This is a genomic window from Pseudomonas sp. Root71 (assembly GCF_001429045.1).
Classification (GTDB): Bacteria; Pseudomonadota; Gammaproteobacteria; order Pseudomonadales; family Pseudomonadaceae; genus Aquipseudomonas; species Aquipseudomonas monachiensis.
Genome location: NZ_LMHY01000022.1, coordinates 1 through 25852, shown reverse-complemented (window position 1 = coordinate 25852; position 25852 = coordinate 1). Strand labels below are relative to the sequence as shown.

The 25852-nt window shown below is 55.7% G+C and carries 35 protein-coding genes and 2 pseudogenes; 13 read left to right on the top strand and 24 right to left on the bottom strand.

Annotated features, from left to right (window positions below; all coding sequences use genetic code 11):
* Positions 1–27: 27 nt before the first annotated feature.
* The 10 genes from ASD95_RS13970 to ASD95_RS13925 all read right to left on the bottom strand — a co-directional run bounded on the left by ASD95_RS13970 (position 28) and on the right by ASD95_RS13925 (position 9123).
* The gene (locus ASD95_RS13970; RefSeq protein WP_056725084.1) at positions 28–588 is read right to left on the bottom strand and encodes a phage baseplate assembly protein V; all 561 of its coding nucleotides are present in this window, start codon (positions 586–588) and stop codon (positions 28–30) included.
* Entirely contained in the window at positions 555–1106 is a 552-nt protein-coding gene (locus tag ASD95_RS13965) for a hypothetical protein (RefSeq protein ID WP_056724297.1), read from the bottom strand. Before ASD95_RS13965 ends, ASD95_RS13970 begins: the two co-directional genes overlap by 34 nt.
* A complete protein-coding gene (locus tag ASD95_RS13960) occupies positions 1099–1464 on the bottom strand; it encodes a head-tail joining protein (protein ID WP_056724295.1) in 366 nt (121 codons plus the stop codon). Before ASD95_RS13960 ends, ASD95_RS13965 begins: the two co-directional genes overlap by 8 nt.
* On the bottom strand, positions 1461–1781 hold the full coding sequence (locus ASD95_RS13955) for a capsid cement protein (RefSeq protein ID WP_056724293.1): 321 nt from the start codon (positions 1779–1781) through the stop codon (positions 1461–1463). The genes ASD95_RS13960 and ASD95_RS13955 overlap by 4 nt, the downstream gene beginning before the upstream one ends.
* A 68-nt stretch (positions 1782–1849) precedes the next feature.
* Positions 1850–3940, bottom strand: coding sequence for a ClpP-like prohead protease/major capsid protein fusion protein (locus ASD95_RS13950; protein WP_056725083.1), 2091 nt, complete (start codon positions 3938–3940; stop codon positions 1850–1852).
* Positions 3879–5423 (bottom strand): phage portal protein, encoded by a 1545-nt coding sequence (locus ASD95_RS13945; RefSeq protein ID WP_056724290.1) that lies wholly within the window; start codon positions 5421–5423, stop codon positions 3879–3881. Before ASD95_RS13945 ends, ASD95_RS13950 begins: the two co-directional genes overlap by 62 nt.
* The gene (locus ASD95_RS13940) at positions 5420–5632 is read right to left on the bottom strand and encodes a hypothetical protein (protein ID WP_056724288.1); all 213 of its coding nucleotides are present in this window, start codon (positions 5630–5632) and stop codon (positions 5420–5422) included. The genes ASD95_RS13945 and ASD95_RS13940 overlap by 4 nt, the downstream gene beginning before the upstream one ends.
* Positions 5623–7704 carry a phage terminase large subunit family protein gene (locus ASD95_RS13935; RefSeq protein ID WP_056724287.1) on the bottom strand — a complete coding sequence of 694 codons (2082 nt, stop codon included), beginning with the start codon at positions 7702–7704 and terminating at the stop codon, positions 5623–5625. Before ASD95_RS13935 ends, ASD95_RS13940 begins: the two co-directional genes overlap by 10 nt.
* On the bottom strand, positions 7667–8221 hold the full coding sequence (locus ASD95_RS13930) for a terminase small subunit (RefSeq protein WP_008015854.1): 555 nt from the start codon (positions 8219–8221) through the stop codon (positions 7667–7669). The genes ASD95_RS13935 and ASD95_RS13930 overlap by 38 nt, the downstream gene beginning before the upstream one ends.
* 161 nt (positions 8222–8382) lie before the next feature.
* Entirely contained in the window at positions 8383–9123 is a 741-nt protein-coding gene (locus tag ASD95_RS13925) for a hypothetical protein (RefSeq protein WP_056724285.1), read from the bottom strand.
* Positions 9124–9217: 94 nt separating this feature from the next.
* On the opposite strand from ASD95_RS13925, the gene ASD95_RS13920 reads away from it, so the two are divergent.
* Entirely contained in the window at positions 9218–9640 is a 423-nt protein-coding gene (locus ASD95_RS13920; RefSeq protein WP_156385763.1) for a hypothetical protein, read from the top strand.
* 8 nt (positions 9641–9648) lie between these two features.
* On the opposite strand, the gene ASD95_RS13915 is transcribed toward ASD95_RS13920, so the two are convergent.
* The 11 genes from ASD95_RS13915 to ASD95_RS13865 all read right to left on the bottom strand — a co-directional run bounded on the left by ASD95_RS13915 (position 9649) and on the right by ASD95_RS13865 (position 16465).
* Positions 9649–9975 (bottom strand): phage holin family protein, encoded by a 327-nt coding sequence (locus ASD95_RS13915; RefSeq protein WP_056724281.1) that lies wholly within the window; start codon positions 9973–9975, stop codon positions 9649–9651.
* Between the two features lie 682 nt (positions 9976–10657).
* Positions 10658–11104, bottom strand: a complete 447-nt coding sequence (locus ASD95_RS13910) for a hypothetical protein (protein ID WP_156385761.1) — start codon at positions 11102–11104, stop codon at positions 10658–10660.
* Positions 11105–11325: 221 nt separating this feature from the next.
* Positions 11326–11715, bottom strand: a complete 390-nt coding sequence (locus ASD95_RS13905; RefSeq protein WP_177336469.1) for an antiterminator Q family protein — start codon at positions 11713–11715, stop codon at positions 11326–11328.
* A 4-nt stretch (positions 11716–11719) separates the two neighbouring features.
* Positions 11720–12040: a hypothetical protein gene (locus tag ASD95_RS13900; protein ID WP_056724276.1), complete on the bottom strand. Its 321-nt coding sequence runs from the start codon at positions 12038–12040 to the stop codon at positions 11720–11722.
* Between the two features lie 39 nt (positions 12041–12079).
* The gene (locus ASD95_RS13895) at positions 12080–13357 is read right to left on the bottom strand and encodes a tyrosine-type recombinase/integrase (protein WP_056724274.1); all 1278 of its coding nucleotides are present in this window, start codon (positions 13355–13357) and stop codon (positions 12080–12082) included.
* Positions 13354–13593 carry a hypothetical protein gene (locus ASD95_RS13890; RefSeq protein WP_442965739.1) on the bottom strand — a complete coding sequence of 80 codons (240 nt, stop codon included), beginning with the start codon at positions 13591–13593 and terminating at the stop codon, positions 13354–13356. Before ASD95_RS13890 ends, ASD95_RS13895 begins: the two co-directional genes overlap by 4 nt.
* A complete protein-coding gene (locus ASD95_RS13885) occupies positions 13593–14093 on the bottom strand; it encodes a hypothetical protein (protein WP_056724272.1) in 501 nt (166 codons plus the stop codon). Before ASD95_RS13885 ends, ASD95_RS13890 begins: the two co-directional genes overlap by 1 nt.
* On the bottom strand, positions 14093–14875 hold the full coding sequence (locus tag ASD95_RS13880) for an ATP-binding protein (protein WP_056724270.1): 783 nt from the start codon (positions 14873–14875) through the stop codon (positions 14093–14095). The genes ASD95_RS13885 and ASD95_RS13880 overlap by 1 nt, the downstream gene beginning before the upstream one ends.
* On the bottom strand, positions 14856–15707 hold the full coding sequence (locus ASD95_RS29860; protein ID WP_236709743.1) for a hypothetical protein: 852 nt from the start codon (positions 15705–15707) through the stop codon (positions 14856–14858). The genes ASD95_RS13880 and ASD95_RS29860 overlap by 20 nt, the downstream gene beginning before the upstream one ends.
* A 1-nt stretch (position 15708) precedes the next feature.
* Positions 15709–16203, bottom strand: a complete 495-nt coding sequence (locus ASD95_RS13870) for a YmfL family putative regulatory protein (protein WP_056724268.1) — start codon at positions 16201–16203, stop codon at positions 15709–15711.
* A gap of 40 nt (positions 16204–16243) precedes the next feature.
* Positions 16244–16465: a Cro/CI family transcriptional regulator gene (locus ASD95_RS13865; RefSeq protein WP_056724266.1), complete on the bottom strand. Its 222-nt coding sequence runs from the start codon at positions 16463–16465 to the stop codon at positions 16244–16246.
* Positions 16466–16571: 106 nt separating this feature from the next.
* Here ASD95_RS13865 and ASD95_RS13860 point away from each other — a divergent pair, with 106 nt between their 5' ends.
* The 8 genes from ASD95_RS13860 (at position 16572) to ASD95_RS13830 (ending at position 20229) form a co-directional block, all read left to right on the top strand.
* Positions 16572–17294, top strand: coding sequence for a LexA family transcriptional regulator (locus ASD95_RS13860; protein ID WP_056724264.1), 723 nt, complete (start codon positions 16572–16574; stop codon positions 17292–17294).
* 163 nt (positions 17295–17457) lie between these two features.
* The gene (locus ASD95_RS28710) at positions 17458–17706 is read left to right on the top strand and encodes a DUF1654 domain-containing protein (RefSeq protein WP_082562951.1); all 249 of its coding nucleotides are present in this window, start codon (positions 17458–17460) and stop codon (positions 17704–17706) included.
* 319 nt (positions 17707–18025) lie between these two features.
* Positions 18026–18475 (top strand): tellurite resistance TerB family protein, encoded by a 450-nt coding sequence (locus ASD95_RS13855; RefSeq protein WP_056724262.1) that lies wholly within the window; start codon positions 18026–18028, stop codon positions 18473–18475.
* Positions 18472–18675, top strand: coding sequence for a hypothetical protein (locus ASD95_RS13850; RefSeq protein WP_056724261.1), 204 nt, complete (start codon positions 18472–18474; stop codon positions 18673–18675). Before ASD95_RS13855 ends, ASD95_RS13850 begins: the two co-directional genes overlap by 4 nt.
* Before the next feature lie 65 nt (positions 18676–18740).
* Positions 18741–18941, top strand: a complete 201-nt coding sequence (gene csrA / locus ASD95_RS13845; protein WP_056724259.1) for a carbon storage regulator CsrA — start codon at positions 18741–18743, stop codon at positions 18939–18941.
* Between the two features lie 149 nt (positions 18942–19090).
* Positions 19091–19363 (top strand): hypothetical protein, encoded by a 273-nt coding sequence (locus ASD95_RS13840; RefSeq protein ID WP_056724257.1) that lies wholly within the window; start codon positions 19091–19093, stop codon positions 19361–19363.
* Complete coding sequence (locus tag ASD95_RS13835; RefSeq protein WP_056724255.1) at positions 19360–19821, top strand: hypothetical protein; 462 nt, start codon at positions 19360–19362, stop codon at positions 19819–19821. Before ASD95_RS13840 ends, ASD95_RS13835 begins: the two co-directional genes overlap by 4 nt.
* An 81-nt stretch (positions 19822–19902) precedes the next feature.
* Positions 19903–20229, top strand: coding sequence for a hypothetical protein (locus ASD95_RS13830; RefSeq protein ID WP_056724253.1), 327 nt, complete (start codon positions 19903–19905; stop codon positions 20227–20229).
* 20 nt (positions 20230–20249) lie between these two features.
* Here the strand turns inward: ASD95_RS13830 and ASD95_RS13825 are convergent, their stop codons facing one another.
* The 3 genes from ASD95_RS13825 to ASD95_RS13815 form a co-directional block, all read right to left on the bottom strand.
* Positions 20250–21125 (bottom strand): DUF2971 domain-containing protein, encoded by an 876-nt coding sequence (locus ASD95_RS13825; RefSeq protein WP_056724252.1) that lies wholly within the window; start codon positions 21123–21125, stop codon positions 20250–20252.
* A 31-nt stretch (positions 21126–21156) separates the two neighbouring features.
* A complete protein-coding gene (locus ASD95_RS13820; protein ID WP_056724250.1) occupies positions 21157–21732 on the bottom strand; it encodes a hypothetical protein in 576 nt (191 codons plus the stop codon).
* 109 nt (positions 21733–21841) lie between these two features.
* Positions 21842–22585 (bottom strand): DUF2971 domain-containing protein, encoded by a 744-nt coding sequence (locus tag ASD95_RS13815; protein WP_056848060.1) that lies wholly within the window; start codon positions 22583–22585, stop codon positions 21842–21844.
* 149 nt (positions 22586–22734) lie between these two features.
* On the opposite strand from ASD95_RS13815, the gene ASD95_RS13810 reads away from it, so the two are divergent.
* The 4 genes and pseudogenes from ASD95_RS13810 to ASD95_RS28705 form a co-directional block, all read left to right on the top strand.
* Positions 22735–22977, top strand: a complete 243-nt coding sequence (locus ASD95_RS13810) for a DUF4224 domain-containing protein (protein ID WP_056724246.1) — start codon at positions 22735–22737, stop codon at positions 22975–22977.
* Between the two features lies 1 nt (position 22978).
* The gene (locus ASD95_RS13805; protein WP_056724244.1) at positions 22979–24028 is read left to right on the top strand and encodes a tyrosine-type recombinase/integrase; all 1050 of its coding nucleotides are present in this window, start codon (positions 22979–22981) and stop codon (positions 24026–24028) included.
* A gap of 753 nt (positions 24029–24781) precedes the next feature.
* Positions 24782–25101 (top strand): annotated as a pseudogene (locus tag ASD95_RS29855) (copper oxidase); the annotation flags it as partial.
* A gap of 1 nt (position 25102) precedes the next feature.
* A pseudogene (locus ASD95_RS28705) lies at positions 25103–25852 on the top strand (copper oxidase); the annotation flags it as partial.

Below are 25852 nucleotides of genomic sequence, written 5' to 3'. Positions count from 1 at the left end.
GCGGCGGGCTGAAGGTGAATGTTTCACTCAATGCGAGTGGTTGCTGCTGTTGCCCCCGGCGTCCATGATCGTGCCGGCGCCGGTGATGTCGCCGGACACACTCAACGCACCGTCGATGCTCACCTCACCCACCAGGGTGATCTGGCTGGCCGTCACCCGGATTTGCTCCGGCGTCACTTCAAACTGCGACCCCCCGACCGTGATCGTCGCGCGGCTGCCGTCGGGTAACGCAATGCTGTAGCTGCCGGCTTGCCAGTCGTAGACCAGCGAGCCGCCATCGTCGAAGTACCAGGCCTCGACATGATCTCGGTTGTCCGGCGGGGCCCCGGCGTTGCCATACAGCCCCGGGATAAAAGTGCCCATGGCCGGATCACCGCTGGGGCTGAACAATGCGCCCTGCTCCCCCGGACTCGGCGCCCGCCAGTGACGGGCTTTGCCCGCCGCCAGGCTGTGCCAGCGCACCCAGGCGCTGACCCAGTTGCCGGCCTTGACTCGCACCCGCCCGGCGCTCAGATCGATGCCAACCACCACGCAGGGCATCAGCATCGCCGCGATCATCCGGTCATGTTCGGCGCTGGCGTATCCCATGCCAGATCCTCCGGCTGAAAGTAGTGATCTTCATTGCCGGTACCGGTGCAGCCATCGACGTTCAAGTACAGGGAACCCGGCGGTTCGACTGGCCATAACCATTCGGTTTCGCCAATCTGGAACACCTGTTTCCACTCCACGATCCACACCACAAATTGCGCCAGCTCCGGCATCGAGTCGTCCGGAAATGCACGCACCTCCTGCACCTCTTCGACAAAGTCCAGCCCCCAATACTGCCCGCGCAAAATCTTGCTGATCTCGGCGGCCAGAATGGCGGCCTGCAAGGCCGCTTTGCTGATGGTGGAATCGACCATGATGCACACCTGAAAGCGGCCACTCAGGGAGGTTTTTCCGCTGCCGTTGTCGGGTGCTTCGCCGATTTCCGTCAGGGCGAACAACACCGCCGGCAGACCGACTTCAGCATTCAGTTCGGGGAACGCCTCGACGCTCACCACCGACGGCAACCCGGCGCGGAACGTCGCCTCGATCGCATTGTGTAAGGTCGTCAGCTCATCCATTGTTCAAACTCAGTATGAAAGTGACCATGCCGGCACCGTCAGGCTCGCGCTTGCTGACCTTGTAACGACCACCACCCTGCTCCACCGGTAGATCGATGGTGAGAAAGGTGTCTTTCTCGATGCCCGTTGCCTCCACCACTCGCGCCGTGAAAGTCGGCGCCAAAACGTTATCCGTCACGATGGCATTGCCCAGGCGCACGCTCTTCGATTTGCCACCGACATCCGCACCGACAAAGGGCGAGAAGAACGCACCGGACAGCGGCAGGCCATCCGGCTTGATGGCGCGATCGCCGAGGCGATTGACCAACACTGCATCCATTCGGGCCGTGACGTCACGAAAGCGACCCAGCGTGGTCATTGGATCAACAGCGCTTCGGCAATACCGCCGACGGGAGCACTCATCAGCTTCCCGAATGGCACCAAATCACCGGTGGCCGTGAGCGGATCGACCAGCACGCCGGCTTGCAAGGCCACCTTTTGCCCCTGCAGCAGCGCTGCATCGGCAGGCAGACGCCAGACACCGTCGAGATGGCCGACCAGTACATCACCCGCCACGCCACTGGCGATCGGGATGACCACCGTATCCACCAGCACCAACGGCACCCCCGCCGTCGCGCCACCGTCTGGCGCCACAAAAGTCAACGTGCTGCCGGGACCCGAATAATTCTTGGACATGCGAATTTCTCCTGTACAGAAACAACAAACCCCGCTCGCGGCGGGGTGTTTAGGCGACTCTTCAACCGTTAACGGCTGGCCTTCGCAGGCGGCACCACACCGACTGACTTGTGCAGACCGCGATAATCCAGCGCCGCGACGCCGGCATCGATCCGCACCTTGCTGGTCACGCCATCAATGGTGAAACCCTGTTGCTGCTCCATGTAGGGCTGTTCAACGCCGTCCAGGTAAGCAACTTCGATGGTGTCAGCGCCTTGGCGGGCAGCTTCATACCAAGTAACCGGCGAATCATCGTCCAGGCGTGGCTCGGCGATCACCGTGGCGAAATTGCGGATCGGGTTGTCGATGCCGGCATTGGTATCGACGCCAGGCACCGACGCCGAGCGGATCAGCTGGTTGGTCTTGTCTTCCAGCGCTACCGGCACCAGAACAAACGCCGGGCGAATGTTCAGGGTTCGGGCCTTGCCTCCCTCGACTTGAGTTTTCTGCAAAGCCATGGCGGTCTTGGCTTTGCTCAGCGCCTCGATAGACATATTGGCGCCGGTACCGGAGAACAGGTTGTTGCGCTCGGCATCGAACAGCGCTTTGCCGTCGCTCATCACCGGCGAATGGATCAGCGTGTCATAGACCAGATCGCCGATGGTGCCGCGCGCGGCCAGGCCCATGTTGTAAGGCACGGTGCTCAACTGGTCGAGGTCATCGTTGATGATCGCCTGACGGGTGATGCTGAACATTTCACCGTAGGTGGCCAGGCGGATTTTTTCGCCACGGTCATTAGTGGTGATGTACTTGTATTCAGCCCCTGGGCGAACTTCACGCAGGCTCGGAAACGCCCCCATGCCGACCCGGGACGCCACCTTGAAGTCACTCAAGCGGCCCTTTTTGGTCCACAAGTGATAAGTCTCCGGCGCCTCGTCCCAGCCGAGCAGAACCGACTTGGCGGCGCTGTCCACCAGGATGTTGCCGAAATCGCTGGAGTCATGGGTGAACGCTAGGCCGACCATGGCCATCGGATCAAGGGTGGCCACCAGGATGCCGCGATCATGCAGCGAAGCGCGGGCCAGCTCGCGCAGGCTCATGTGGTTATAGGCATTGTCTTTCTGGTTTTCCGCCTGCCCCAAACGACCCGCCAGCGAGGCGCGCACCGAATCGCCGACCAGGTTGCCGTTGCCGATGTGGCCGTGGTGGCTAGGTCCACCCGTGGGGGTGGTGGCCGAGCCCAGCGTGACCAGCAATTTTTCCCGCGCCATCTCGGCCGTACAGCTCAGGTCATTGAGGCAGGTATTGAGCAGCTCGGTGTGGCTAGTGACCAGCGAGCCACAGAACGCAGCATTGATCGCCGTGCGGCGAGCGCCGTCCGCCGCCATGACTTGGGCACGCATCTGATCCAGGGTCAGCGCGACCGGCGCCGGATCGACCGCCGGGGCTGGGGCAGGAGCTGGGGTTGGGGCCGGTGCTGGGGTTGGAGCGGAAGCGCGCGGATCGAACAGATTTTTTGCCGAGGTAGGCATATTGGTGAACTCCTGCATTCGTTTTGAAGTGAGTTGAGCGGCCGCCTTGAACGGATCAAGTACCTTGTCAGCGAAACCGGCCGCCACCGCTTCGTTGCCATCCATCCAGGTTTCAGCCTTGAGCAAAACCTGAATGTCCTCGATCGATTTGCCTGATTTGCGCGTATACGCCTGAATCAGCGTGCTCTCGACTTTGTCGAGTAAATCGGCGTACTCGCGCATGGCATCGGCATCACCGACCTGACCACCCCACGGCTTGTGAATCATCATCATTGCGTTGGCCGGCATGTTGATTTCATCGCCGGCCATGGCGACCACGCTGGCCATCGAAGCGGCGAGACCGTCGATGTACACCACGACCCGGGCCGAATGGCCGCGCAGCAGGTTGTACATGGTGGTCCCTTCAAACACATCACCACCCGGCGAGTGGATGTGCAGGTTGATCTGAGACACATCGCCCATGGCGGCCAGATCGCGGGCGAACTGTTTGGCCGTAATGCCCCACGCGCCAATTTCGTCATACAGCATCACCTCGACCACCCCGCGTTGCAGCGCGGCGCTCAGTGAGTACCAGCTTTCGCCGGGTTTATTCGTCGGGGTTATCGAGGCTCTCGGCCTCATCAACGACAGGTTTTTTTGGCTGTTCATCGGTTTGCGTTTGTCCATAAATCTCGTGATAGAAGTCCGAACTGAAGACCAGTCCCTGTTCCCGGTTGGTTTTGATTTCCGAAGCCCGGGAACGCTTGAGTTCCTGCGGATTGCGCTGCCGCGCCCGCGCCACTTCCGATTCATCGGAAAAGCCGGCCTCGACCAGAATTTTCCAGGCATTGGCCTCATGGATCGGGTTGATCCAAGGCATCACCGGCCCTTGGTAGATCGCGCCAAACACTGTTTCCGGATCAACGTCGACCGGCACCTTGATTACCCCGCTGGCAATCGCCATGTGCAGCCATTCGCGATAGACCGGGCGGCTCCAGTAGTCGATAAATTCGTGCTGCAGCAGGTCATAGCCCGCCTGCCCCTCGACCAATTCCTGACGCTGTGCGGAATAGGTGCCGTCGTAACTGCGCGCCACACTGGAGTAGGTGCCACGGGTGCCGGCGGCCACGGCCTTGAGCTGACCGTTGCGGAAGCCTTCGAGAAAAGGGTTGGGCCGATTGCTTTCGATCATGCCGACGTCTTCGCCGGGCAGCAGGCCGTCGAACACCATGCCCGGACCGATGGGAATGCTGCGGGCGCTGACGCTCTGACCATTCACGGCAGACGGGGCGGTGTAGTCGTCCGGTGTGCCTTTTTTGATGTACATCGCCAGTGCCGCGCTGATACGGGCGGCGACCCGTTCGCTTTCCTCGTAATCCTTGATGTCCGCCAAGCGAATCAGCACCGCATGTAGCAGAGGTTGGCCACGGTTTTGACCGATGCGCTTACGGTGCGCGATGTGAATCATCTGTTCGACCGGCACGCGCTTGGTGGTCAAAGTCAGCTGGAAACCGGCGGCATGCCCCGGGTGATGCTTGACCAAGTGATAGGCCCGGACTCGCCGCCACTGATTGCGCTCGATCCCCTGCACAATGCCCTTGGCTTCATCGTTGTATTCCCACGGCAGGTAATCCGGCTCCAGCAACTCCAAAGCGAAGGGCACCACGCCCAAATGCTCATAGCTGGGCACTCGCCCCTTGAGCTTCTGCGCCAAGGCTTCGCCATCGCGCAGCCAGGTTCGGCACACCTGCCGCTCCATCTGCGGGCGGGACAGCTCACCGGATGTTTCCGGGCACAACGACCATTCGGCCCAGCGAGCCTTGATCTGCGCCGCAAACTCCAGATGCACTTCCCCGGCGTAGCTCAAGGGAAACGGCTCGACCGCGATGCCCATGCCACCCACCACGCGCTCTTCCAGGCGATCGAACAAACCAGTAACAATGTCGTGGTCTTCGTCCAGCTTGCGGCATTGCTCGCGCAAGGACCGCGCCGAACGTTGTAGCGAGCGGTCCGCGCTGGCGGATTGTTTCTTGGCCTGGTGCGTGCGAGTCATCTGCGCGGCTTCAAAGGCCATGATCTTGTGACGGGCATGCAGACGTTCAGCCACCAGCCCCGGAAACACCGGGGCCAGCACGCGATCCAGCAGGTTCATCGGAATGTCGCCAGGGCGTACGGCGGCTGCCCCGCCGCCGCTGACTGTTGCGCTCGCACCCGGCGCTCCCATTCCAGTCGGCCGGCGCGGATTTCTTCCAGGTCATCCATGATCAGCTTGCGACCGTTAAAGAGGATCTCCTTGCCCTGCAGGATGGCCAGCTCGGCCTCCAGATAGCGGTCCACCATGTCTTGAGCGGTTATAGCCATGCGCCTTGTCCTGTATTAAGCCAGCCGCCCGACTCGGCGGGCTGGTCGGGTGAATGTTGAGGCTCTACCTCGGGTACCGACACCGTGGCCGGTGTCAGAGCGGCAACGGTGGCCGGTTTGCTTTTCTGCTCGTGACTCATCGGCACAGCCCAGGTGCCTGACGGCAACTGCTGCGCGAGCAGGTCGAGATTCATGCCAAAGCGCTGCTGCGTTATGCGTAACGCCGCCAAGGCGTACACCAGGCAATCGAGCGCTTCGTTTCGTCGCCCGCCGGCGTCCCAGCGCTGGACGCGCTGGTGTTTGACGATCACCCACTTGCGGCGCTCGGCGGTCAGTTGCCGCAACTCATCCTCGCCGCAAATCATCTCGTTAGCAGGCAGGTGGATACAGCCAGGCACAGGTGCACCCGAACCATCCGGCTGCATCTTGAGGCGGCCATAAATCAGCTCTTTGGCATTGTCGGTACCCACTTCGACCAGATACGCACGTCCGCCTTTGACCTTGGTTTTCTTACGCGGCCAGGTCGCTATTGGCTTACCGTAGGTCGAGGCACCGAACACAGGGATTACCCACTGGGTGCCGTGCTTGATGCATTCCTCTCGCACTTCATCGCAGTAGTGACCACCTTGGTCCCAACACCAACGCTCGACGCCCATCACCGTGCCATCCGCCCGGGTGAAGGTCTTGTGGATCTCGATGCCGACCTTGGCCCGTAGCTCGATGCTGCCCGGGTCACCTTGGAGCACGAACTTATGGACCAGCCACGCTTCCTCACCTGCGCCAAACGCCCAGACCCGGCCTTCATAGCGGTCATCCTGGGTATCAATACCGCCGAACAGGGCAACTGCTTTGGCGGGCACTTGCGGGTACATCTCCCGGCGCGCGTGCAACTGTTGCCATTCCAACTGCTCGCCTTGGTCCTCTTCCCACGCTTCGCCCAGGGTGGTGTTGACGAAGGTTTTGAGCTTGCCCCGATCCTTCTTGATCTTGAGCCATTCCGTGACAACTTCGGCCCAGGTCACAAACTCCGAGTACACCGTCCAGATATGGAAAGTCACCGAACGAGGTGAAGGCATTGAAGTGTCCACATCGGTGAACCAGTCCATGCCGTCACACGTCCAGATACCGGTCCGCTCGCAGATATAGCGACCGTTGACGGATGCCGCGACCATTTCGTGGTATTCGAAGGTACAGCCATGGCCGGACTCGCACAGGTACCAGGCCTTGGTCACCTGCCCTAGTTCATCCACGGCCCACTTGATACCGAACGGCGTAGCTGGGTCGCCCCACTTCAGGTATTGCTCAGTCCCGCAGCACGGGCACTTGATGTTGAAACGCAAAAAGTGCGGAGAATCATTGGCCGCCCGCGTGATCTGGCAGCCCTCCCCCGAGGTTTCCTCATTCTCGTCAGCGACAACCACTGTTGTCGGGGTCGATCCGCGTATGGACTTTTTGAACGTGGCACCTTCCAAGCGTTTGTCGCCAAGAATGGTCGGGGCCCCCTCGCCCTCGATGTCCGCGTTGAACTTCGATAGCTCGTCATAAATCACTTCATCCGGGCTCTTCTCCCGGTAGTTTTTCGCCGCCGTGCCACCCAGGCACCACAGCATTTTGGCGTTATCGAAGCGCTTTTCATCCAGCGTGTTATCACGATGCTTCACGCCATACCAAGGCGCCAAGGCACGCACCACAGGGCTATCACGAATCATCGTTTCGATGTGCCGCTTCATCATGCCGTCAGCGTCACCATCGGTTGGGCACCAGACAATGACGTTGCGTTTCTTGTGCTGGACCTTGTAGCCCATGTTGGCCACCAGCATTTTGGTGTAGCCAACCCGCGCCGATTTCAGCACGTTGACTTCACGGATCAGGTCGTTGCCCATTGCATTAAGAATCGCGATCTGAAAAGGCGCTGTCGTCCAATCGCCTTCCTGATAGGACGACTCGGACGACAGATAGAAATGTTCATCGGCCCATTCAACCGCTGTTCTCGGCGGCTCTTTGTAGAGACCGGCGAGTCCCTTGCGGACACCCTCAACCAGCGCCCTCATCCAAGGTGTCGACAAACTCATCAAGCAACTCCGGCAAAAGATCAGCCAAGCCGACCGCATCGTTACGCGTCACGGCGACTTCGCGCTGGATCGCCTCAAGGTGACGCACCTCGATGTCGGGGCACTTGCGCTTAACCTTCAAGTGCACGGTGTCGAGGGTTGACCCGAGCTTTGCGCTCAGGCGAGACAATGCGAACAAGCAAAAATCAACCGGTACCAGCTTCTTGGCCTTCACCTTGTTGCGCATTTCCTGAGCGTCCGCCTGCTCAGTTGTCAGTCGCAATTTTTGCTGCGCCTGTTTGTATTCAATGAGCGGATCGATCGGATCACCGTTGTCATCGACAGGTTGGTCTTTTGTCACCTGATGCTTGAGCCGGTTATCCAGCACAGAACGGACGTCGTAGAAGACGTCGCGGCCGATCTTCGCAACAGGCTGAACGCCCCATTTATCAAAGGCCTGAGTCGTGATGCCGAGGCTGGTAGCCATGCGCGATTTGTTCAGCCAATGAGGCTCGCGAGAGATGGTCGGATTGGCCATGGACTAAACAACAACCTCGATTCAAAAATGGGTCATATATAGCGAAGCAGCGGGGCCCGAATTACCCCCCGCCCCCCACCTCGTCGGGAGGACCCGTTAAATTCGCGCCAGGGCAAACAAGGCAAGCATTACCGGCCAATAAGCGGCCTTTTTGCCCATGTTCACGGCTTGGCAGTGGCCATCGCATCGGCAAACGCACCGTGGAACTCAGCGCTGTAATTGGCCTTGCAGATGTTGTTCGCGATTTTGAAGAACGGGAAGATCGTGCGGTACATCGGCGCGCTCCGGCTGAAGACAAACATCGGCCTGACCGCATCACCAAACGCCGTCTCTTTGCGCTCCCACACGCCAGCCGTTCCCCCGACCATGCCGGAGAAATAGTTCTTGGCGTTGCCTTTGCGCTGACTACGTTTGCTGTTGGAGGCATTGGCCTGATAGCCACGTGAGGTTTCTGCAGCCCCCAAGCCTGACAAGATCCGGGTCATCGTCCCTCGGGAAACGTTGCCATGCTTGTCGAGCACGTTGGGATTGGGGATCGCAAACTGACTGGACTTCATAAAGCCGCCCGCAATCAGCGCTTTTTCAAATCGCTTATGCGATCGTGGCCCGCCTCTGACAGTCTGCTGAAGGTACGTATCAGCGGGAATGCCCGAGGTCCAAGAGTCCTTGAAAAAGACTTCAGCCGGCTTACTTTTGGTGGCCATTCTGACAAACAGGCTGTTCATCGTAGTCCGCGTTGGCCGGTCAAGACGCTGCGCCATGACGGCCAGTTCGCCCTTCTTGACCCGCCAGGCCAAGCGGGTCGCTGTCAGGGCCAGCACATGCGGAATGTGCTTTTTCTCCAGTTCCATCAGCGCCTCTGACACAGGCAGCATGTCGGGCGTGATCTTGATTTTGACCATTTAGCGAACTACTACGTCAGTGTTGTAGCTGTCCGGCGGCCCATTTAGCGGGTCATAGCAGGCCATGATCACACCATCTTCGTTGAAGTAAAGATTGATCAGCCGTTCTGGATTTTCTGGGCTACCATCGCCCCGCATTGCGCTGACCCATATCAGCGATATCCGTTTAGCTTGTGGAGGAATGTGGCGTTCTATGGACATAGAAAATACTCAACGATTGCTTGAGATACTGAAAAAGCTGGAAGAGGCATTTCGTCGTCATAACTTGCCCGGCAAGGACCAATCTGCTTTGCGAGCGATACAGCAGCTTTGTATTGGACTAAAGGGTGAGAACGACTACATCACCGAAAAGGCAAGTCGTATTGCAACGCTCGCTGGCATCTACTACAGCGCTAGGTACGAGAGGCATCCCGGTGGTGAAAAAGACCTAATGTCAGAAATGAGTCATCAATTACCGGGTGTAATTCGAAGTCAGATCAGTTATCTCGAGCGACGACAGCGAGACGCTGAGATTTAAAACACAACTTAAGATTCAGTCTGGTCGGAAACTCCCGCTTTCTTGGCCAGGAATTGGGTATATAGGCCGCCGGCAACATCTGCACCGATAACGGCAATGACGATGCCCAAACCGGCGGCAAGATAGAAACTGCTCCACAGCGCCATCGCGAGCAGCAGCGTGGCCATACCCAACAGACCAGATGCAAGAAAGCGCAGGGCTACACGCTGGAGAATCTGCTGAAGACCGAGGTCAGTGCCCGACGCTCTCAACATCTCCCCGGACAAACCCGCCAGGCTCAACAACACCAACAGCCAAAGGGGCACATCAGTGAGAGCCTGATGCTCAGTGTTCATCTGTCGTCCTCGAATAGGTTCGACCTCCATGTCACTGTCATCCGCTCAGAGCAAAGAGCCAGGCATGGGGCCGAAAAACGAAAAAGCCCCACTCGATGGCAGGGCTTGTAAATGGGCACAAAAAAACCGACTCAATGGTCGGGTTCTTGGAAGGCGTTTCGCTGCGTTCACAGCAATACACGCTGCTATAAAAGCAGGTCTATTCCGCGCGGAAAAGGTTTTTCGCAGTGTATGCGAAATTGCACCCAACTTGACCACACGATTACATTCGATCTAACCATCAGATGCATGGAATTTGCCCATCATGCTTTAACCATGATGGACAGAAAACAACGCACGTTGGTCCTGCGCGACAGGCGGCAACCAGCCGATTCGGTCAGTAAGGGTCAGTCTGAAAGCACCGACTTTTTCAACAGAATCGGCCAGTAGCGGACGGCGGGCAGAGTTCCGGCAAATCGGTTGTGGGAGGATCAGAGTTACAAAACGCAAAGCGAGCATAGCCACGCGTTGCACCCCTTCATTGCCCTCGATACCAACGAAGGCAGCAATGCACTGAGGTAGAACGATGTATGGAGTGTGACTAAAATCATTTTTTTTTAACGGTTGTGGTTCGACGCTCTACCAAGTGTAGAACTTGGTCAGGGTTTTCGCGTCGCACGGGGTGTGCCAGCGGGTGTAAATCTCACTGACCGCGCTCTTTGGGCTCCGAGGCTAGCTTGGTCTCCAACTCAAGAATCTGCCTATCAATTTCTGCCAGCAGAGCACGTAGCAATTTCTGTTGTCCTCTGCAGAAGTCCAAGCGATAGTGATTTTCAGACTTCCGTCGCTCAGTAAGAAACGTTTTGAAGTCGTCTTCAAGGGCAGCTACAGAGTTAACGTAATATGTACTGGCTTCTTTGGTATTTGCTGCACGAGTCCTGGAGGTGCCAGAAGAATGGATAGCGTACTTATCAATCCAACTATTGAGGCTGGTAATGTTGGTTTCGTATGGTTCGCCTTTTGAGTCCATAACAAACTTTCGCTTATTAGGTTTCTCGCCAGCAGCTTTAGCTTGAGCAACATGCTCTGCCCACTTTTCAAGTACCAGTCTCCTCTTCGCTTCCCGCACCACCTTCACCGACCAAGACATATTGCCTCCCCTGCTCTGCGTTGGACCGCTCTCAACCTCCGTGAGCACAGCCCTTAAAGCGTAGCTCAAGGAGCTAGCCATACTGAATGCCCGACTTCCTAGACAGCAGGTGTTTTTTCACAAATATGGGGAATGTGAGTCGTCCCCCATTCTGTAGACACTAATGACTGGCAGCTATTGATTTTGCTGCCTTTCGCGAAAGGCAGCAATCGGCTAGTAGATTAAGCAGCTTGCCGCATTGCATCGACAGCACAATCGATCCACGCAATGCCTGCTCTCGCCAATTCCCGCGCCTTCCCTTCACTTATGCCGTAGTGCTTACCAACCCGAACCATGGGCCATTTAGCACCGTAGTAAAGCCAAATAATGTCACCCATTTGTCGATCTCGGTGTGAGAGCCGGGCAACTGCGCTATCAATAGCTCCGGCCCACTCATCAGTAATGCAATAGCTCTTGCTCGCCGACACTTGCGGCATTGCCTGACGCATTAGAGCCAGAGTCGGTGAAATGTAGACGGGGACGTCAGCCCCATCCATCCGCCACCAACCCCACTGCTCCAGCAGGTATTCGGTATCGCCCAAAGGTCGGCCTGCCGGCTTTCGAATCATCATGTTCTCAATCCCCTGTGTAGTTCGTTCCGCCGGCACCGCGACGGTTGTTCTTTTGGTAGTACGCGGCCGGGCCAGATATCGATGAGCCCTGCTGGAGCACTTCAATTTCGCGCTGCGCCTGCTGCAATTTGAAGCTCAGCTGGGTAACTAATTCGTCGGAAGAAAGCACCAACCTACTACCAAGAACAACCCAACCTGAGCCGTTGCAAGCAGTACAAATCCGCTCATAACACACCCCTTCTACTACCGCTTTGCCCTTGCAGATTGAGCAAGGCTCCAGCTCGATCCGCTCCCTCTTAATGCCAAGCCCCAGCCCTTTCTGCATGTTTAAATCCTCTTGTAAGATTAATTTCTGTTTTCGGCTTCAGGCCAACCAGCCCGAGGGGTCCAGAGCAACCGGCTTACTCGCGCGTCTTGCTCCTGTCTTATCCTGCAATGCATCAAAACCCTGTGCGTCGAGCCAGCCGTGCCACCGCTCCAGGGCGTTGCGCTTTACCACCTCGCCCATCGCCTGAAAGTAGGTGCGCTCCAGTTCGGTCAGGGCGTGGTTGAGTAGTAGTTTTCCCACCAGTGAATCGACACCGAGGTTGGCCCAGATGGAAGGCGCCAGTTTGCGCAGGTCGTGACTGGTCCACTCGCCCGCCCCCAATCGGGCAAAAATGGCAAAGGCTTGGCTGCGTGACATCGGGCGCCCCGCACGTGAAGTCGCTGGAAACAGGTACGCCCCGTCGTAACCCTGGGCCCGCTGTTGCGCACGGTAACGTTCCAGAAAAGCCACGGCCTGCGTGGTCAACGGCAACAGGTGGTCGCGCTTGGATTTAGTGTCATCGGCCGGGATGAACCACTCCCCCGCATCCAGGTGGATGTTTTTCCACTTGGCCAGACGGGTTTCGGTGATTCGCGTGGCATGGGTCAGCATCAACACCAGCAGCGTCACGGCCGTCGGTTCCGTGGTGAATGCTTCACTCCATTCAGCCAGCAGGTCCACCACGGCGACGTGTCGCAAGCGCGCACCCTTGGGCTTGATTTTGGCCTTGGTGAAGTGACTGAACGACACCCCGAGCAGTGGATTCGCGGTGATCTTTTTCAGCGTCAAGGCGGCGCCGAAGACCACCTTCAGAACGTCCAAAACCGACTTGACGTAGGACAGGCTGTACTCGGCCTGCATGTGCCAGACCAAGTGTCGATCCAAGGTATCGGCATTGAGTTTGCACAAGGGCAAATCCCCCAGAGCGGGAAACAACTGGCAGCGGATCGCCGACAACGACGATCCTCGGCGGCTTTTGGACAAACTGTTATCGGTGTTCAGGCGCGCGGCATACCACTCCAACACCTGCCCGACCCGCTCCCAACCATCCACCGTGGCAGCAGCCGACGGATCGGCCAACAACCGAGCCTGCACTACCGGCAAGCTGTCCAGCATTACCCGCGCTGGCACGTCGGGCCAGTTGGCAGCCTTTTTCCATTTGGCGCCCTTGTCGAAACGCACCAGGTGCCAACTGCCTTTGCTGCGGTCGTGACGGTAACGAAAGCGCAGCGGGTGCCGAGGATCCTTCAGCTCGGTAATGGTCGGGTCGATGGCATGCTGTTTGATGACGGCATCAGACAGTTTCACAGTCAGGGTTTTCAAGGGAGCAGTCATTGGTCATCGTCCCTTTTGCCAAGCAGGTCGACCACTTCAAATGTCGAGGGCCACATCCAGGCGCCGTAACGCTCGGCCATTGCCTGGTCAACGAACAGCGCCAATGCGTGATCGGGGGTGCTGCCCAAGTCCACCTTGTACGAACAGCAAAACACGGCAAACCGATAGTTTGCCGAATCCGGAATAGCCAGGCGGCAATCAGGCATCTCCGAGCTGATCCCCATGCGCTTGCCCATTAGCCCCCCTTCAGCAGAGATTGCAGGAGCTTGAATTTATCGAGTGCTTCAGCATTGACCTCGCGCTCTGCCTCAACGGACAACGCGACTTCCTCGATACGCGCGGCGAGCTTTTTCATCTGCTGACCGACCTCCTCGGCAAAGCTGATTACCTCGCCAGACAGCACCGCCAATGTATCCAGAGCGCTACCCTCGGGTTTCTTGGTGGTAACCATGGCCAGCTTGGTTTCTTGCGACATGCTCTGTTCTCTCTGGGGCGTGATGGTGATGGCGGTGCGCTGGAAGTGTCCGTTAACGGGTTCGCGAATGAGACCAGCGTCCTTCAACTCGCCCAGGCCACGACGAACGGCCGGAAACTGGGCGCCCGTGGTTTCGGCAACCATCAACGAATTGAAAATATCGTGAGCACTCCAGCGCTCCTGGATTGGCACGACTTGAAATACTTTGCGGGCGAGCGACGATTGCCCGGCGAGCATGTTTTGTTGCTTGGCGGCGTTCATCAGAAGCCCTCCTTACCGCGTTGAGATTCCCACTCGAATGCCACGCCAATGCAGCCGTTTTCGCGGATGCGGTCGACACAGCGCGCACCAATGGCGTCGTTCAATTCGGCGGGCGACAGGTTGCTGACGATGATCGTCGAACGGCATTGCTCGTAACGACCGTTGATGATGCTGAACAGGGTGGCCAGCTCGAACTCGCTCTGCTTGGTCGCCCCGACTTCATCGAGCACCAACAGGTCCGCGCCGATCACCTCACGCAAAATGTGCGCCTCGGACTCGCCTGAGCGCTCATTGAACGTCGCCCGGATCTCGCCGATGAGCGTGCCCACCGTGCGGTAGATCGCCTTGACCATGCATTCATTGATCAGGTGATTGGCCGAGGCAATGGCCAGGTGGGTCTTGCCGGTGCCGACCTTCCCCAGCAGCAACATGCAGCGACCTTCCCGGCGATGCCTCGAAAAGTTGTCGACGTAGTCGGTACACGCATCCAGGGCGATCTGCTGGGCCGGATTCGACACGACGAAATCGGCAAATGTCTTTTCCGCGAAACGCTTCGGTATCCGGGCGCTTGATTGCTGAACTATCCGAAACTGACAGCGTTTGCGCTCGAGCTCTTGCATGTCGCGTTTGTTGCTCGCGCAGACGGGACAGCCAGACAGGTTGCCACCCTTGAGGATGACTGCCTCGTATTCGCCATGATCGAAGCAGCTCGCTGGCTGACGGCCGATGACGCCGAATTTGCGGTCCATGTGAGCGCCGAAGTTAGAGACGGAAGGTGCCATTGGCGTTCTCCTTGGTACCGGCCTTGTAATCGCGAGTGTCAAAGCCGGAATGGCGACTGGTCGGAGGTGGTGCGGGGATGACTGCTTTGTCGGGGAAGATCCCCGTCCATCCGTTGCTGATCGAAAGGGCCAGAACGGAATCGGGGGCTGGATGGTTCGCCAAGGCCTTGGCCTGTTGTTCACAGCTCTTGGCGGTGAGGGGTTTGTGGATTTCCTTGCGGTGCTGGCACCAGTCGGCCCAAACCTCGACGCTGACGTTTTCCGGTTTGGCGGTCAGCGGGTCGAACTTTGGCGATTTACCTGGCGCGTTAGCGCCCTGCTTCTCCTGATTACTGGTTACCTGATTGGTACCCTGATTACTGGTACCCTGATTTGTCGGAAATTTTTCCGACCCTCCTCGGATTTTTTTCCGACCCTGTTCGGATATTTTTCCGACCTTGCTCGGAGATTTTTCCGAGGTAGATCGGATTTTTTTCCGACCCTCACACGCCTCAGAGGTCGGATATTTTTCCGACCCATCCAACTTGCGATTCCACTCTTTGGCCTTTTCGGTTAAACGAAACAAACTGATGTTGGACGTGTGGGATAGCTCGATCAGCCCGGCGGTCTCAAGCCCTTTGAGAAGTCGGTACGCTGTATCTGGTTTGTCGGTTAGCAAGGGCAATTCCTCCACGATTTTTGCCTTGCTCAAGGCAAAGAAAATCCCGTTATCGGTCTTGATTGGCCTTGCCCAGCTAGGACACTCGTAGACAAACGAAAACAGCAGCGCCTGCTGGGAGTTCAACCCCCACTCCAGTGCTTTCACCTGGTTGATCGTGATCGTGAACTGCATATCAACCCTTCCCGCTTGGCGTTCGGGCTGAGCGTTTCGATTTGTGCAACTCAATCAGTGCGGTCACCTCCTCATGCCGGGCAGCCAAGTGCTTCGCGTGCAGGGCCAGAATCTCTGCGGCTTCCGCTGCTGTGATTTCGCCGTCCTCCAGCGCCAGGGCAAGAAACTGATCAACCCGACCGCGCTTCACAGAAGTACGTAACGAGCGCTGGTGCATATCTACATTGTCCAGATCGCCGACCTCAGGCAGGCGAACAAATACGCCGCCGTACATCGCGCAGATGTAGTCCGGTAGGTGCGTGGTGCCCTGCTCACTTTCGAGGACGTAAACCTCCTCATCGCTAAGAGGAACCACACCGCCGCTCTCATAAACCTGATTCTTAAAACGCTTCAGATCGAGACTGAGGCGAGCTGAAGCGCATACCTGGCCGCCTGGGTATTTTTTTGCAACCTCGATCACCACTGCGCGACGGGTTTCTAGTACTGGCGATTTCATTTTCTAGTTTTCTCTCGGCGCCGTTGCGCTCAAAGTTTGCTCATGAAATGGGCAGCATCCGGCGACGCGACCTTTTTGCGCTTTGGACCGGGAATGGTCTGAGCTCTTCAGCGGTGAAAGAGCCATCTGCGTGCTCAGTAACAAAAATGTCACGGCCAACCTGCAGAGCTTTGTTGAGCGACCCTTGGGACATCCCAAGCAGATTTGCTGCGTTGGTTTGCCCGCGTGCACGAGCAAACTCATCCAGACTTTTTCGGCTCATCTCGCCGATCTCCTTTATTAAACATCCGACAAGTATCTCCGGCGGAATTTATTTAATCAAGCCCGGCGGCATTTGATTAAATATCGCCGCTAGGAATAATCGTGGAATGAAAAAACGCGAACTCGAAGATTGGGAAAAAGAAGAGTGCTTGGCACTCAAAGCGGCTGTGGATGCCTTCAACACAGGCAAGTCGCGGCGTGACGCCCTAACTCAGGGAAAGATCGCAGATGCCCTAGGCATAAATCAGGGCTCCGTCAGTTCGTACCTGAACGGCTACAACGCACTGAATGCGAAAGTCGCTAGCGCAATTGCCGGATTGATATCCAAACCCGTGGAGTCATTCAGCCCTCGACTGGCTGATGAGATTGCGAAAATGGCGCAGTCCAGCTTCGAGTCCAATGTCGAGGCTGGCCCCCCCATCTATTCCTCACCTCGCAGAATCAATATCGAGGGCACCGCACAGCTCGGCAGTGAGGGATATTGGACAAGCCTTGACCAGGCAGCAGGCTGGGTTGAGACCTACTCCAGAGATGAGAACGCCTACGCACTCCGGCTCAAGGGTGACTCAATGGCACCAGCGATCCGTAGCGGGTGGGTCGCTGTCTGCGAACCCAATCACCGCCTAGTTCCGGGTGAGTATGTGATGGTCACCACCGTTGATGGACAAAGCATGGTTAAAGAACTTCTCTTCGAGACCGAAGAAGAAGTCAGCCTCATGTCGATTAACTCGGCTTACGGCGAGCGGCTAACAGTAGCTCGGGTTGATATCGAGAAAATCCATTACGTAGGGGCAATTCTTGCTCCCAGCAAGGTGCTGGGCAGAATCTAAATTTAAGCCCTTCGATCTGTCTCTAAATCCCCCTGGACACCTCCCTCCTTAAGCCCGCAAATTGCGGGCTTTTCTCTGCTAAATAATTGTTTTTAATCGTTAATCTTTAGCACTTAGGGTTCAAGCCATTCACTGTGTATCCATACAAAAAAGGAGCAGTGCTGTGGCAAAGCCAAAAAACAAACCAACGCCGTCAAATTCATTTGAACTTCTTGGACTCCGCATCCAAAAAGTAATCAGCGCCCCCGCTGCCCAAAAACGAAAAACGGCAGTGATTTACAAGGGAGCAGATGAATGCCTTGAGGACTGGAAGCGGCTCCTTGAAGAAATAGCAGAAACCGAGCACGTACTAGTGCGTCGAGAAGATGACTGCGCCGCGCGTATTTCTTGGGATCTCCCCGCAAATATCTAGCCCAAAGCATGCCCGTCAAGTACGGGCTTTTTTCATAGATCGAAAAAATATCTCCGGCGGCATTGACTTTAAATATCCCCGGCGGCAATATTTGTTCGTCGCAATGAATCGTAGCGGCAATACGGGGCCACCCGCCGCTCTTTAACAACCCAATCGACTCAAAGCTGTCAGCTGCAAAAAGACTAACGCACCAGGCGTGGGCGACTCCCACCTAAGTGCGCCGTATCTGAGTCCCGCTGACAGCCCAATCAGATTTCACTTCATTGCCTTGGCAGCAGGGCTATGTGGGAAATCCCCTCCCCTGCAATGAGGAAACACCATGTTCGGAATGAAAAAACTCTTCGGAAAACAAGTCGGCAACGCCCAGGCCGAAATGAAGAAGGTCGTTAACCGCGACTTGATGCAGGCCATTGTCGGTGGCGGCCTATTGGTCGCTGCGGCTGATGGTGAAATTGAAGCCAGCGAGGTTTCCAAGCTGGATGAGTTGATTCGCTCCAACCCGAATTTGACGCACTTCGGCAGCGAGATCACCGAAACCATCAATCGTTTTACAGGCCAGTTGAACGCCAACTTTCAAGTAGGACGATTGGCGATCAAGCGGGAACTGGCCGACATCAAAAACTTTCCGGCCGACGCGGAGGAAGCCTTCGTCAACATTCTTGCCGTTGCCCAGGCTGACGGCCAGATCGAGCCAGCAGAGTTGGTGGTGTTGAAGGAAATAGGCATGCACTTCGGTCTACGCTTGGCTGACTACGGTATCGAGGCGTGAAGTACGCGACAAAGGTTCTGCTGATCCTGCTGACACTGATCGTGGCCTGCATGTTGCTGAGTGGTATTGCCTCACGGGCCACTTGCTCTTACTACGGCTTCCAGACCGATCGAGAGACTCGCTACGCCGCCTTCGTTGGCTGCATGGTGAAGCTCGACGGTGCGTGGTTCCCCCGTAATGAAATCCGCGTAATGCAGTGATGATTCACTGATGCCGCTTCTTGCAAGGCGGCATTGGGAAACCCACTCACGCAAGGAAATGGACAATGCTGATTTTGACTCGCAAAGAAGGCGAAAGCATCAACATAGGCAACAACATCACGATCACCGTGCTGGGTGTGAGCGGCAAACAGGTACGTATCGGGACTAGCGCACCCAAGGATGTCCCGGTGCATCGAGAGGAAATCACGCAGCGCATTCAGGCGGGTTCGTCGAAGCCCGCAACGGCAACACCTGCGATCACTTAAGCAGGTCTTTTTGACACAAACAATGGCCCGGTTCCGATCGGGCTTTTTTACGCCTGCCTTTTATCAATCAGCCCCTTTCCTGCCCAATGGCCACCAGCAGGTGGTCGGAGTGCTGATGAATACACCTAACCTACTCCGAGGGATCAACCATGCATCCATCATTTCAAGAGCGCATCGATGAAGTCGGTGAACTGCTGCAACGAACAAAGGCCGCCCGCTCCGGGTTCTACAGCCGTATTGATCGACAAGCCCCGGCCAAACCGGTGCGCTACCAAGTCGCCGGCGGAAGCTTCGGCATGTATCAGATTAAAGACCTCACCACCGGCAAGACTCGCGCCTTCCGTGACGACTACAAGGCCGCTCACGACCTTGCCATCCAGTTTGAAGCCAAGGCCAATCGCCAGATTACGGTGGCGCTATGAAAAAGCGAAAGCCCAACAACATGCGTAGCCGGAGAGAGCGAGCGAGCCGGGCACTGCTCAATGCCAATCACGTCGCGGTGGTCCATATCGACCCCAGCGGACTCCAAGGGATGATGAACTGGAAGAACTACAAGAGCATCCCTCCAGGACAACGCATGGCCGAAGCAGTCTGCGACTTTGCCCATCGCTGGACGATCTATGTCAGCGTCCAGTGTCGAGATCAGCGCGGCCACCGCTACACCAAATCGGTAGAGGTTGCACCCCAAGGCAACTACCTGGCCGCCCACCTCGAAGGCGTGATCGAGGAAACCTACAAAGCACTAGTCGCCGAGAGCAATCCGAATCAACGGGTCGCGTCGGGCTGGATAGCCGTTCCTGCCGAAATCTCGCTTACTGAAGAACAGGCCGCCCGCATATTCGACGTCGTGGGTGTCTGGAACCAGCAGAGGGCAGCATGAGGTGCGTCAGCAACAAGGTGCGCCAGCGTCGACGTCAAAAATGGCTGGTTCTACCGGCCCACGGAATCGAAGAGGCAGGCCATGGCCAAGACTGGACAGGAGCGATCGACGAAGGCCGCCGAGAAGCGGTTGCAATACGACGAGAAGGAATTGCGGCACCGAGTCAGGCTCGGCACCCGGCAGAAGCTCTACGAGCTGATGGCCTGGAACGAGATTACGGAAATCAATGAGGCGGTGCAGAACCTAATTCTGAACGCTCACGCGCTCGGGCCAACATTGTCGTATCAGGCGATTGGCAGTCCGCGCCACAAAGTGCAGATAAGCGAAAACGTGGCGCGGATGTTTCAGGATCGTAGCCTGGCAGAGTTGAAACGCGATCCTGGAGAGGAGGTAGTCGTGCCCGCCTGAATTGACTCACCCATATTTTATTATCTTTCATCATTTTTGAATTTGAATTTTGGAATTTTAACCTTGTACGTTTTCTTGCAAAATTCTGCCTGAAAAACAGGAATCGTCTTGCCTAATTCATTACCTGCGGCCTGTGCCAGCTTCTTTATTTCGTCAGTTGTTTCATTCCTAGCTCCTAAAATTACGCTATTCAAAAGTTCTTGCTGAAAAGGAAAAACACCGTGCCCTCCTTCGTTTTTTATAACTCGACTTTCTTGCTCGTATTGCCAAATCTCCGACTTAGTCAGAAAAAGTTGATCCAAAATTAAATCTCTATCTGTAGTCGAGCCATCCATCACCACTATCGGACGATCCTTTTCATACCTCACGTCTAAAGGTATTAGATCTGCGTAAGAATACTCACCATTAAAAAAGCGCGGTGTATTAATGGGGATTTTAAATTCAACCACAGCGCCCTGATGATACTGTGCATAGTGAGACCACATTAGAACGCTGTCAGGCATTTTAGCTAATGATAGAACGGAGGCCTCTGCCAACAAGCCTTGCAAAAATTCACCGCTTTCAATGTTTGCTTTCATTCTATTTTGCATCTTAGCAAGCGCCATAATACGCTGCGTACCTTTTAGCAAATCAAGACCAAGCGCCTTATACACATAGGGATTTTTTGTTTTTAGATCAACAAAATCCTTATGTACGACAGCAGGAAAACAATCAAATGGATCGTTAAAATCCTTTGGATGAGTAAATTTAATGTCTCTATTCTTAAGCAGACTCCTCAAGCCCTTACCATTACTCAGGTACTTATATCTGTAAATATACTTAAGCATTTTGAGGCCCGATATTTGGATGTGACATTCCACCATTTCTAAACTAATCGCAGCAACAACCCTTTTCACCACTGTCGCATTCGGTCACGGAGAACTGCGTCTAGACTTTTGGAGGCTCACCATACATTTCTTCTGGGGATGGTCTCGGCGCGCCGGTCGAAGCAGCAGATTCACAGACATCTACCGCCAAATTCAAGTGATCTTTAATCTCAGAGAGCATGCCAAACCACCTTTTAAACTCGCCAGTTCTGTGAGCAAGCCCCACATCAATCCAAGATGGATGCGAAATCGTCGCATGAGCATCACTTACAAAAGCTTGGATCAGCCCCAAAGCTCTTGCTGACCTTTTTGCGGCATGATTTGGTAACTTAAGCAGTGGGTACAAATCTTCGATTGAGATTGCACTGGAAAGTACTTCAAGCTCTTCCAGAAACTTTAATACCTTAGCGTCTGACTCAACGTGCGCGTCTTCACTGAATGCAAACCATGCAAAAAGATATGATGCCTTCCTTTCGAGAACCGATAGCGGGCTGAGTACCTTCGCAGCAGCCAGTTCTGAGCGATCTTTCTCAGCCTTCCGATTTGCCCAAGCTGATTGACCGGATATCCCCAAGGCAACGACAACAGCTGCCACCGTACCTATGGCCGACAGCATATCCCACGGCGCATCCGCCATTTAAATCTCCTTGACCCGGCCCCATGCCAGGGCGAACACAAATACCCTATTTCAACAAATCACGCCAGCCAGCTAGCATCCATTCGAGCAGACTGCCCTGTTCATTGACTTAATGCCAGAGACTGTCGTCCTTATTTCTTACTATTGTGTAGGATTTAAATGCAGTGCGAACTTTAAAACATTCGACCATACCCTTGCGTGCACCCAAGCTTTTCTTTAAGTCCTGGGGAGTTATGGCCGAGTTACACCCAACAATTACTTGACTCAGCGTACCGACGCTATCAAAAGATCTAAAATACAGATCATTTTCAGGATCTGTTTCACTCAACAGAAAAACTCTACGAACCTCTCGCTCATATCGCCATTGAGAGTGCTTGATGCGGAGCTGCTTCTGCATCATCTCAAATCGCTCACGTTTGTCTAGTTTAGTATACTGCGCAACGTCAAAATTTATCCTTCCATATTTGTACTCGACAAAATGCATGTTGTGATCAGGCACATCAAACACTAAGCAAAGGCCCCTATGCTTATTAGCATAATGAGCCCACTGAACGGGACTTCGAAAAGACTGACTAAAACATAACATTCCAAATTTGGTTGCAATTGCTGTTTTAAACTCATTTAACTTCTTGCGAACTTCTTTATCGGGAGATGAGTAGCAAACCATTTCGAATGGATCATTAAGATCCATTATCGTTGCAACCTTCAATCTAGATTTTTCGATGTTCTGCAGTCCGTAAACTTCATCGCAGAAATGGTAAACCCGCATCATCCCCGAATCAGTCATATCTTCCATCACCTGACGAAAACTCAAAAGTCCAATATACCGGCTATGCGCCACTATTCCCATCATTTACGGAAGCGTATCCGCTTACCGATGATGCGCACCACCCCGCCGATATGTCCGAGACACAAACCGCAATCTAGATTGCAGACTTCGCAGTAATCAGAGTCCTCCAACCCCCCCCCCTTCTGTCGCTCCGCGTGGCATGGAGTATCAATATGGAATCCGAAATTCTTTCGGACGAAGAACTGGCGATTATCACCGGCTACAAGGCCAGGGCTTCCCAGCGACGCTGGTTGATCGACCACCAATGGGTCTTCATCGAAAGCCGAGGCAAGCGCCCGTTGGTTGGTCGGCACTATGTCCGAATGAAATTGGGAATGGCGTCACCTACCGCTCTCAACCCGCCCTCCACTCCCTCGGCGCCAGCATGGACGCCAGACTTCTCACGAGTGAACTGATATGCGTCCCCGCAATGCCGAAACACGCAACTTGCCACCAAGGATGTATCAGTGGACACGCCCCCGAAAAAGCGGAAAAACCTGGATTGCTTACTACTACTTGGATATTTCGGGAAAGGCGATACCGCTAGGCAAAGACCTAGACAAGGCCAGGATCAAATGGGCTGAACTCGAAGCCAAGGAGGCGCCTCTCGATCTGCGAACCATGAAGGGCATCTTCGATAGGTACATTCGCGATATTGTCCCCAAAAAAGCAGCACGCACCCAGAAGGACAACCTCTCAGAGATCAAACAACTACGACCAATGTTCGACAGTGCACCTATCGATGCCATAACACCTGCAGCAATTGCCGGTTACAGGGATGCACGCTCGGCAAAAGTACGGGCAAATCGCGAAATCGCCACCCTCTCCCACGTATTCAACATGGCACGAGAATGGGGTCTAACTTCAAAGGAAAACCCGTGCCAAGGAGTCCGTAAAAACAAGGAAACCCCACGCGATTACTACGCAAACGATGCGGTCTGGAATGCCGTGTACCTGAAGGCAGGTCAAGAGCTGAAAGATGCCATGGACTTGGCTTACCTGACCGGTCAACGGCCAGCGGACGTACTAGTAATGCGCAAGGATGACATCGAGGGAGGATTCCTGATGGTTCAGCAAAACAAAACCAGCAAAAAACTTCGAATACAGACGACCACTGACGGCTCTGCAAACAGCCTGGGCTTGCTGATCGCCCAGATCGCCAAGCGTAATGCGCAGCATCTGTCGAGCTATCTGATAGTTAGTCAAAGAGGAAAACGGATGACGGCTACGATGCTGCGTAAACGATGGGATGAGGCAAGAGAGAAGGCGAAGCAGGCGGCACTTGATAATAGTGATACGTCCTTGGCCAGCCGGATTACAGAGTTTCAATTCCGAGACATCCGTCCTAAAGCGGCATCAGAGATCACGGATATTGGTGAAGCCAGCTTGCTGCTAGGACATACCAAAGGCGACATTACCGAGCGAGTTTACCGTCGTGTCGGCGCCATTGCTAAGCCCTCAAAATAGCCAAAAAAGTGTTACAAAACCCTAATACCCCCCCTTGTAGAATGCGGCCTGTAGAGGTGGCAAAAAAAATTCGTATTAGAACGAAAATGAGCTGCACGCCGCAGAATAAAGGGACTTGCATATCGGACTTGAAAACCGTCGACTGTAACAGGTCCATGAGTTCGAATCCCATCGCCTCCGCCATCTTCATACGACAAAGCCCTGATTATTCAGGGCTTTGTCGTTTTCGGGGTTTGGCTTTCCCGGCCGTCACTCCCCTGATCGTTTCCGCATTTTTTCGACCAATAGCGCCCCGCCCTGAAATCTTCGACCCGACTATTACCGGGTCGTACTGCCGATCTGCAACACGCGTGCCTGCACGCAATCCAGTGTGTTGCATCGACCGGTTGAATCCATATCGCCTCAGATCAGCAGCCCCTGACAAAAAAGCGGTCGGTGAAACCGGGCCGTTACTCTCTCCATCAATGGGGCACTACACCCACCCAGCCAGGCGCTTGCCACCAAACCTGAGGAATATCCCCCACTCCCCCCTTCTCTGGCTTGAACCACTCAGAAACAGCCTGTTAATCGGATTGAATTTTTTCTTCGCCCCAGGCTAGTGGCTCATTAGTTGCGCACCCTTCTGGTACCCGCAACAGCTGTCGTCCCGGCTATTGAGACGACGGGGCATCACGCGAGGGGTGAACAATGAAAAGCACGACACCACCACGCAGCTCCATCGCCTTGCTGCGCAGGTCAAGCCTGCCCTGTGCGATGTTCCTGGCCATGACCACCGTCAACGCCGTCCCGCTGGATGATTTCGGCCCGCCACCACCGACGGACCCCTCGGCGTTTACCAATCCCCCGGCCGACCCCAAGGCGGCGCTGGAAGCCATAGAGGCCATGCCACCCGCCAACACGGGCGCCTTCGCCCTGCCCAATGGCGTTTTTGGTACCCGCACCACGCCAACGGTCGACAACGTGCTGCCGCCAAACCTGCAGACATCCTTCAAAATCCCCACCAATGGCAAGCCCAGCCCATTGTTCGGGGCCCAGCCGTACACTCAGCAACTGCTGCTGTTCGAAGAGTTCGGNCCTGCAGACATCCTTCAAAATCCCCACCAATGGCAAGCCCAGCCCATTGTTCGGGGCCCAGCCGTACACTCAGCAACTGCTGCTGTTCGAAGAGTTCGGCACGGAAAAACTCGACCCGACACTGCCGCCGCCCACCCTGACCTTCCCGGTCCCGATCGTCGGCCCGGCGCCCACCCAGGACCCGAACAACATCGCCCGCAGCGGCCCTTCGGCCGCGGCGCTGGAAGCCTTCATGCGCCAGCCGGGGCTGTATCCGTTTCCGTCGCAGTTTTCCAACGTGCTGGACCGCAACCCCTGGAAAGCGCAGATCGAAGCCTTCCTCAACCGCCATCCGGTCGGCTCGCCGGCCGAAGGTCGTCCGCCAGGAAAAGGCTGGTCGCACCAGCGCTGGAACGAGTTTTACCCGCAGGTCGCCTTCAAGACCGCTCAAGCGGGCGCCAAGCTCAACGGCGGCATGCGCGACCGCCGGCAATTGCACAACTACGCCGTCGGTGAGTTCGGGCCTGGCGGGTTGTACAACCAGACCTCGGACAATCCGATCATCGTGGGCACCACCAAAGGCATCGACACCCGCTTTCACCCCAACATGCCGATCCAGAACCACAAGGCGCTCTGGACCTTCGACGGCACCTTCCCGCCAAAACTGCTGATGGTGCGGTACGGCCAAGCGGTGCTGATGCGTCACTACAACGCCCTGCCGATCGATCCGTCGGCCAACATGGGTTTCGGCCTGCACACCCTCAGCACCCA